Source organism: Streptomyces sp. NPDC051173 (genome assembly GCF_040689515.1).
Lineage (GTDB): Bacteria > Actinomycetota > Actinomycetes > Streptomycetales > Streptomycetaceae > Streptomyces.
The window spans coordinates 43,946-52,460 of record NZ_JBFBBD010000047.1 but is presented as its reverse complement, the minus strand read 5'-3'; the positions used below and the strand labels follow the sequence as shown (position 1 = coordinate 52,460).

6 protein-coding genes are annotated in these 8,515 nt (G+C 73.5%); all 6 read left to right on the top strand.

Annotated features, from left to right (window positions below; genetic code table 11):
- The first annotated feature begins 635 nt into the window (after positions 1 to 635).
- The 6 genes from AB0435_RS22995 to AB0435_RS22970 all read left to right on the top strand — a co-directional run bounded on the left by AB0435_RS22995 (position 636) and on the right by AB0435_RS22970 (position 8,514).
- Entirely contained in the window at positions 636 to 1,061 is a 426-nt protein-coding gene (locus AB0435_RS22995) for a tyrosinase cofactor (protein ID WP_366427844.1), read from the top strand.
- 48 nt (positions 1,062 to 1,109) lie between these two features.
- The gene (locus tag AB0435_RS22990; protein ID WP_366007717.1) at positions 1,110 to 1,934 is read left to right on the top strand and encodes a tyrosinase family protein; all 825 of its coding nucleotides are present in this window, start codon (positions 1,110 to 1,112) and stop codon (positions 1,932 to 1,934) included.
- Between the two features lie 211 nt (positions 1,935 to 2,145).
- The gene (locus AB0435_RS22985) at positions 2,146 to 3,573 is read left to right on the top strand and encodes a hypothetical protein (protein ID WP_366427843.1); all 1,428 of its coding nucleotides are present in this window, start codon (positions 2,146 to 2,148) and stop codon (positions 3,571 to 3,573) included.
- 17 nt (positions 3,574 to 3,590) lie between these two features.
- On the top strand, positions 3,591 to 4,598 hold the full coding sequence (locus AB0435_RS22980) for a glutamate ABC transporter substrate-binding protein (RefSeq protein WP_366007715.1): 1,008 nt from the start codon (positions 3,591 to 3,593) through the stop codon (positions 4,596 to 4,598).
- Between the two features lie 80 nt (positions 4,599 to 4,678).
- Positions 4,679 to 5,995: a hypothetical protein gene (locus tag AB0435_RS22975; RefSeq protein WP_366007713.1), complete on the top strand. Its 1,317-nt coding sequence runs from the start codon at positions 4,679 to 4,681 to the stop codon at positions 5,993 to 5,995.
- Entirely contained in the window at positions 5,992 to 8,514 is a 2,523-nt protein-coding gene (locus AB0435_RS22970; RefSeq protein ID WP_366427842.1) for a tetratricopeptide repeat protein, read from the top strand. Before AB0435_RS22975 ends, AB0435_RS22970 begins: the two co-directional genes overlap by 4 nt.
- Position 8,515: the final 1 nt, after the last annotated feature.

Genomic DNA, 8,515 nt, shown 5'->3' with positions numbered 1-8,515 from the left:
TCCTCAAGCGCCGGACGGGCTGGATGTGGCTGATGTGGGTGCGCAATTCAGCCCGTGGGGGCACCTCCCAGCGGTAGCTGGGGGAGCTTGAGGACGCTCCCCCGGACTTCGTCCGGGGGAGGCAACGGGCCCGCAGACCGGCAAAGATCCGCCGGACACGGCCAAGGCGCCTCCGGGCCCCGGACGAAGTCCGGGGGAGGCAGAGACGGCCCGCGGACCGGCGACGACCACCCGACACGGCCAGGGCCCGATCCGGGTCACCGGACCGGCCCGGCCCGGCCCCCGGCATGGCCTGATCACGCGTCTGTTCGCGTCATCCTCGCGCCGTGAGAACCGTCACTGTGGACGGCCTCGTTCCGGAAAAACCGCATTCAAGATCATCTACCGCCGGAGAATCTCCTGACACGGCGTCAATAACGCCATACGCCAGAAACTCCTTCTCTGGCGATGGTTGACCTTTCATGCACCGAATGTCCGTAAAACGGCCAACCATTACTCGCCCCCCGCGTGCCCGTGCAAGCATCCGCTCCGCACGGATTGATCACGAAATACAACAAGCAACCGCCATCAAAAGGGATTTGCGGCTGCATTCGTGACAACCCTGCACCTGATCACCTTCGAGGGGGGTTCGACCCATGTCGTCCAACGTCACCCGACGTCTTGTACTCAGAGGGACCGCCGTGGCCATGGCCGGTGCCGCGCTGGCCGCTCCGGCCGCGACGGCCGCCACCCGGAGCGCCATGGCGAGCACCATGGACCACTCCGGCCACTCTGAAAACACTGAACACAACGGCCACACCGGTCCGCAGCCGTTCGACGAGATCTACCAGGGCCGGCACATCGTCGGTAAGGCCGCCGAGCCCGGCAGCATGAGCGCCCACCACGGCGGCGACTTCTCGGTCTTCATAGACGACCGCGAGCTGCACATCATGCGGCTCGGCGACGGGACCTGGATCAGCGTCGTGAACCACTACCTGCCCCTCGACGACCCGCGCGCGCTCGCCCTCGCCGCCGTCGAGAAGCTCCGGGGCGCCACGCTCGTCCCGATGATGGCCGCCTGACGCGTCACTGCCCTTCCCACGAACCCGACCCGAAAGGACGCGCTCCCCATGGCAGTGCGCAAGAACCAGGCGAACCTCACCGCCACCGAGAAGCGGAACTTCGTCAACGCCGTGCTGGAACTCAAGCGCAAGGGAGGCTACGACGACTTCGTCCGGACGCACGACCAGTTCATCATGAGCGACCGCGACGACAGCGACCGCGTGGGCCACCACGCGCCGTCCTTCCTGCCGTGGCACCGCCGCTTCCTGATCCAGTTCGAGCAGGAGCTCCAGAAGATGGATTCCTCGGTCTCGCTCCCCTACTGGGACTGGACCGCCGACCGCGGTCCCACCGCCTCCGTCTGGGGCGCCGACTTCCTCGGCGGCAACGGCCGCAGCCGCGACGCCCAGGTGACCACCGGCCCGTTCGCGTACTCCACGGGCAAGTGGAACATCAACGTCAGCGTCGACAACCGCCCTTACCTCCAGCGCGAGCTCGGCGCCGACGGCCGGCTGCCCACGCGGGCGCAGGTGGACGCCGTGCTCGCCGAGTCCGTCTACGACGTGGCGCCCTGGAACGGCCAGTCGGAGAGCGGCTTCCGCAACCTCCTGGAGGGCTGGCGCGGACCGGGCCGGATCCACAACAGCGTGCACGTGTGGATCGGCGGCCACATGGCCACCGGCACGTCCCCCAACGACCCGGTCTTCTGGCTGCACCACTGCTTCATCGACAAGCTGTGGTCCGAGTGGCAGCGCATGCACCCCACTTCGGGCTACCTGCCCGCCGGTAACACCCCGAACGTCGTGGATCTCAACGACACCATGCGCCCCTGGAACAACGTCACCCCGGCCGACATGCTCGACCACACGAAGTTCTACAGCTACGACCGTTGACGGTCGTCCGCCGGGCCCGGGAACCGAACGGGCCCGCCGTACGTGGTGGGGTACAGAGGCCGACGCGGGCCCCGGTGAAGATCCCGATCCGAACAAGATCGGTCGGACACCGGTGTGTTTGTCAGTCCCTGCGGCCATACTGACTGGCCGGGCACCTGTCCTCCACCGCACCGGGTGACGGGCCGCCCTCAGCGACCGAGGGGGAGGTCTCGTGTCCCATCCGCAGCCGGCCGGAGCCGTCGCGCCGACGGCACCCGCGCCTCCGGCCGCCGCACCGGCGACGCCCACGGCGTCCCCGCCCGAGCGGTCCCCGGCCTGGCGCGAGGCGCTCGACCGGCTGCGGGCCGCGGCGACGACCGAGCCCGGGCGGCTGCGGATCATCGGCGCCGTCCTGGCGGTGCTGCTGATCGTCTTCGGCACGGTCACCGCCTGGCAGGTGACGACGCGGGCCACCGCGGCCGACGCCGTCGTGCAGCGCAGCCAGCCGCTGAGCGCCGACGCCGCCGACATCTACCGCTCCCTCGCCGACGCCGACACCACCGCCGCGAGCGGCTTCCTCGCGGGCGGGCAGGAGCCGCGCGCGGTCCGCGAGCGCTACGAGAAGGACATCGCACGCGCCTCCGAACTGCTGGTCAAGGCCGCCACCGACACCAGCGGCCCGGACGCCTCCCGCAGCCGGATCGCCGAACTCAACGCCGAGCTCCCGCAGTACACCGGCCTGGTGGAGGCCGCCCGCGCCAACAACCGGCAGGGCCTCCCCCTCGGCGGCGCCTATCTGCGCTACGCGGGCGACCGGATGCGTGACAACCTGCTGCCCGCCGCCCGCGGGCTCTACGAATCGGAGACCGCCCGCCTCGGCTCCGACTACGGCGACGCCAAGTCCTGGCCCTGGGCCGCCCTGGGCACGGGCGTGCTCGCCCTCGCCGCGCTCGGCTGGGCCCAGCGGCGCTCCTTCCTGCGCACCAACCGCGTCTTCAACCACGGCCTGCTGGCGGCGACCGGCACCGCCACGGTGGTGCTGCTCTGGCTGGCCGTCGGCCACGCGGTGGCCCGCTCCGGCCTGGAGCGCTCCTCCTCCCACGGCGCCGAGTCCCTCCAGGTCCTCAACGAGGCCCGGATCGGCTCCCTCCAGGCCCGCGGCGACGAGAACCTCACCCTGGTCGCGCGCGGCGCCGTCCTCACCAGGAGCGGCGACGACGCGTACGAGACGAGCTACCGCGAGGGCATGGGCAAGCTCATCGGCGGCGACCACGGCGGCCCCGCCTCCGGCTCGCTCCTGGACCGGGCCCGCGGCCTCGCCGACGACCGCGCCGGACGCGACCCCGTGGACGCGGCGATCAAGGACGTACGGGAGTGGCAGCGCCGGCACGGCGACGCCCGCGCGGCCGACGACGGCGGCTTCTACGACAAGGCCGTCTCCGAGGTCATCGGCGACAAGGGCAGCACGGGCGAGTCCTTCGACCGCGTCGACGACGAGCTGCGGCAGGCCCTGGACCACGAGCAGAACGAGTTCCGGCAGGCGGCCGACGACGGGCGCGGCGCGCTCTCGGGCCTGGCGGCCGGCGCCGCCGTGCTCGCCGTCCTGGGGGCGGCGGGCGCCGTCCTCGGCATCGGGCGCAGGCTGTCGGAGTACCGGTGACGGGGGGAGGCGAGGGCGTGAACGCACCACTGCGGGCGCTCGGCACACGAGTGCGCTCCAGGCCGCTGCTCACGGCCGCGGTGGCGGCGGGCTGCGCGCTGGCGACGACGGCCGCCGTGCTGGTGCCGGTGCAGGGGGGCGCCGCCGCGGCCATGAGCAGCGGCCCGGAGCGGCCCCCGGCCGCGGCCGCCGGGCCGGCGCGGGACGCCGCGGCGCCGAAGTGCACCGACCCGGAGGCGAGTCTGCGGCCGACGGGCGACCTGGACGGCCCGGCCGTCCGGCGCATCAAGGCCCGCGGCAAGCTGATCGCGGGCGTCGACCAGAACAGCTACCGCTGGGGCTACCGCGACCCCGCCACCAACGAGCTGAGCGGCTTCGACATCGACCTGGTGCACGCCATCGCCAAGGACATCCTGGGCGACCCGGACAAGGTCGTCTTCCTCACGATCCCCACCAACCGGCGCATCCCCGCCGTGCAGTCGGGCAAGGTGGACATCGTCGCGCGCACCATGACCATCAACTGCACCCGGATCGGGCAAGTCGCCTTCTCCACCGCCTACTTCGAGGCCGGGCAGCAGGTGCTGGTCCCCAAGGGGTCGCCGGTGAAGGCGTTCGACGACTCGCTGAAGGGGAAGAAGGTCTGTACGGCCGAGGGATCCACGGCGGAGGCCAAGGTGCGGGAAGAGCCGCACGGTTCGACCCTGGTGACCGTCCCCAACCACCTCGACTGCCTGGTGCGGCTCCAGCTGGGCCAGGTCGACGCGGTGGTCAACGACAACGCCCTGGCGGCCGGCCAGGCCGCCCAGGACCCCTCCGTGCAGCTGGTCGGAAAGCCGTTCACCACCGAACCGTACGGCGTGGCGATGAACCTCAAGGACGTGGACCTGGTACGCCGGGTCAACAAGGTGCTGGAGGACTACCGCAGCGGCGGCGCCAACAGCCCGTGGATGAAGGCGTACCAGCACTGGCTCGCCTCCGGCCTCGGTGAGGCCGACGCCCCGCCGGCACCCGAGTACCGGGACTGACAGCGGGCGGGCGCGAGGAGCGACGAGCACCACCGTTGAGGAGAAGTCGGCGGCAGGGCCGCGGACAGGAGAGGGGACCGATGGCGGTCGCGGGGCCCACCGGGCCGGCCTTGAGCCGCGAGGAGGTGGACCGTGCGCTGGCGAGGCTCGGCGCCGAGCATGAGGCCGTCGAGACCTCGCTGCTCGCCCTCCAGGACCACGCGGGGCGCCGCCTCCTGGAGGGGGCGGAGCTCACCGGCGCCACCAAGATCCGGTGGGCGGCCGCCGAGCTGCTCATCAGCCGGCTGTGGGTGTGCTTCGACGCCTACACGGCGGCCCTGACGGCCGCCCGCGAGCTGCGCGCGCGGCGCCGCTGGCCCGGCCAGGCCGAGCTGTCCGAGCTCACCGAGCTGCTGCGGGGCGGCGGCGTCACCCTGCCCGGCGACGCCACGCTCGCCCTCGCCGCCGAGGGCACCGCCGCCCGCCTGAGCGAGCGGCTGAGCCTCCAGGAGCTCCTGGAGCGGATGAACGGCTGGTACGCCCAGGCGCTCGACGTGATCGTCACCGCCGACGCGGTCTGGTCGGCGCTGCCCGCGCGGATCGACCTGCTGGCCGCGGAGTTGCGGCGCGTCCGCTCCCTGGCGCACTCGGTCGGCGTGCGGCCCGGCGAGCACCCCTCCGGTGACGACCTGGAGCAGATCGCCCTGGAGCTGGCCGCGCTGCGGTCCGAGGTGACGGCCGATCCGCTGGCCTTCTGGGCGGGCGCATCGCCGAGCTCCGCGCCGGGCGGCGGCCGCCCCGACACCGGGCGCTACGACCGCGCGGCCCGCGCCCTGGAGGACGTACGCCGCGAGGTCGAGGCCGTCCTGGACGTCCGGCAGGACGCCGAGCAGCGGCTGCTCCAGGTGCGGGACGTCCTCTCGCGGGCCGACCGCACGCTGACGGAGGCGCGGCAGGCGCGCGCCGAGGTCCTGTCCAGGATCGCGGCGTTCGAGGTGCCTGCGGTGTCGGGCCCGCCGACCGCGCTCTACGAACAGCTGGCGGCGGCGGCCGACCACCGCAGGCACGCGCGGTGGCACCGCCTGTCGCCGCTGCTGGAGAGCCTGGAGCAGCGGGCCGAGGACGAACTGCTCCGGGCCCGCGAGTCGCTGGCCGCGGTGACCGCCCCGCTGGCCGTGCGGGCCGAGCTGCGCGGACGGCTGGACGCGTACCGCGCGAAGGCGGGCAGGCACGGCCTGACGGAGGACTCCTTCCTGATCGAGCGGCACGACGCGGCGCGCCGCATGCTGTGGAGCGCGCCATGTGATCTGGTGGCCGCCGAAATGGCCGTTCTGCGATACCAGCAGGCGCTCGCCGACGCGCTGGCGCCGCCACCGACCGGGGCCTCGGGGCCCGTGGACCGTAGGGGGGAATCTTGAGCGTTGCCTGCCAGCGCCCGGGCTGTGCCGGGGCGTACGAGGACGTGGGCGGCGGTGAGCTGTACTGCGACACCTGCGGGCTGACCCCGGTGGTCTCGCCGCGCGGCATGCTGGCGTCCCCGGCCACGGGGGTGACGGCCGGGGGGCGGGGCTCGGGCCGGAGCGCTCCTTCGGCGCGGTCCGCCTCCGGCTCGTCGTCGGGGTCGTCCCGGTCCTCGACGTCCCGCAGGTCGGTGTCCGGCAGGCTGTCGCGCTCGCTGACCGGCGGTTCCCAGGGGTCCGGGGGCACGGCGGGCACCCGGTCGGTGTCGGTGCGCACCTCGCACTCCTCGCCGGCGCCGGTCTCCGGGCGCGGCAAGCTGGGTGCCGGGCTGGTGAGCGTGCCGGAGGTGCCGCGCCCGGATCCGCGCACGGCGGTGCTGGAGAACCCCGAGGTGCCCGAGCGGAAGCGGTTCTGCAGCAAGGGCGACTGCGGTGCGCAGGTGGGCCGTTCGCGCGGGGACCGGCCGGGGCGCACGGAGGGCTTCTGCACCAAGTGCGGGCACCCGTACTCCTTCGTGCCGAAGCTGCGCGCGGGCGACGTGGTGCACGGGCAGTACGAGGTCGCGGGCTGCCTCGCGCACGGCGGGCTCGGCTGGATCTATCTCGCCGTGGACCGCGCCGTCTCCGACCGCTGGGTGGTCCTCAAGGGCCTGCTGGACACGGGTGACGAGGACGCGCTGGCGGTGGCCGTCTCCGAGCGGCGCTTCCTCGCGGAGATCGAGCACTCCAACATCGTCCGGATCTACAACTTCGTCGAGCACCTCGACCAGCGGACCGGCAGCCTCGACGGCTACATCGTCATGGAGTACGTGGGCGGCAAGTCGCTCAAGGAGATCGCCAACGGGCGGCGGCAGCCCGACGGGCGGCGCGACCCGCTGCCGGTCGAGCAGGCGTGCGCGTACGGCATCGAGGCGCTGGACGCGCTGGGCCATCTGCACAGCCGCAACCTGCTGTACTGCGACTTCAAGGTCGACAACGCCATCCAGCAGCAGGACCAGCTCAAGCTGATCGACATGGGCGCGGTCCGGCGGATGGACGACCACGACAGCGCGATCTACGGCACCGTGGGCTACCAGGCGCCGGAGGTCGCGGAGGTGGGACCGTCCGTCGCCTCCGACCTGTACACGGTGGCGCGCACGCTGGCGGTGCTCACCTTCGACTTCCAGGGCTACACCAACATCTTCGCCGACAGCCTCCCGGACCCCGACAACATCGAGGTCTTCACCCGCTACGAGTCCTTCTACCGGCTGCTCGTCCGGGCGACCGACCCCGATCCGGGGCGGCGGTTCGCGTCCGCGCAGGAGATGGCGGACCAGCTGACGGGCGTGCTGCGGGAGGTCGTCGCGCTCCAGACGGGGCGGCCGCGGCCCGCGCTGTCCACGCTGTTCGGGCCGGAGCTGCGGGTGGTGGACACCCGGCTGTTCGAGGAGGCGGTCTGCGAGACCTCGGTGCTGGGCGCCCGGGTGACGGGCCGCAGGGCGGTGCCGGCCGCGGTGCCCGCGCAGCGGCCGCCCGCGGGCACGGGCGCGGGCCGGGCGGCGGCCGTCGCCCCGCTGGACACCCGGGCCGCGGCGCTGGCCCTGCCGGTGCCGCTGGTCGACCCGAACGACCCCAACGCGGGCTTCCTGGCAGGGCTGCTGGCCTCCCGGCCCGCCGAGCTGTACGCGGCGCTCCAGGCGGCTCCCACGCCCTCGCCGGAGCTGCGGCTGCGGCGCGTGCGGGCCCAGCTGGAGCTCGGCGACGAGGGGCCCGCGGCGAAGGCGATCGAGGCGCTGGAGGCCGCGCACCCCGAGGACTGGCGGGTCGTCTGGTACCGCGGGCTGCACGCGCTGGCCACCGGTGACCGCGAGACGGCCGCGCTGTCCTTCGACGCCGTCTACGACGCCTTCCCGGGCGAGCCCGCGCCGAAGCTGGCGCTGGGGGTGTGCGCGGAGGTGCTGGGGCAGCTCGACAACGCCGCCGAGTACTACCGCCTGGTGTGGGAGACGGACCAGAGCTTCGTCGGCGCCGCGTTCGGGCTGGCCCGGGTGCGGCTGTCCGCCGGTGACCGGGCGGGCGCCGTGGCCGCGCTGGAGTCCATACCGGAGGCGTCCATCCACTGCACGGCGGCACGGGTCGCGGCGGTACGGGCCCGGCTGCGCGGACGCCTCCCCCAGGACGTGCGGCTGGACGACCTGCTGGCCGCGGCCGGCCAGGTGGAGCGGCTCGCGGACTTCGGGCTGGACGCCGTGCGGCGGGAGCGGCTGTGCACGGAGGTGCTCGGCACCGCGCTGGACCGGGTGCTCTCGGGCCCCCCGGGCGCTGTCGCGCCCTCCGGGGGCACCGCCGCGCTGCTCGGCTGCGGCCTGGACGAGCGCGGGCTGCGGTTCGGGCTGGAGCGCTCGTACCGCGTGCTCGCGCGCCTCGCCCAGCGCGGTGAGGAACGGATCGAACTGGTGGAGCGGGCCAACCGTTTCCGCCCCAGGACATGGGTGTGAT

Bases quoted from the DNA above. Each gene is read 5' to 3' on its own strand.
- AB0435_RS22995 (WP_366427844.1), top strand. From the start codon at position 636: ATGTCGTCCAACGTCACCCGACGTCTTGTACTCAGAGGGACCGCCGTG.
- AB0435_RS22975 (WP_366007713.1), top strand. From the start codon at position 4,679: ATGGCGGTCGCGGGGCCCACCGGGCCGGCCTTGAGCCGCGAGGAGGTG.
- AB0435_RS22990 (WP_366007717.1), top strand. From the start codon at position 1,110: ATGGCAGTGCGCAAGAACCAGGCGAACCTCACCGCCACCGAGAAGCGG.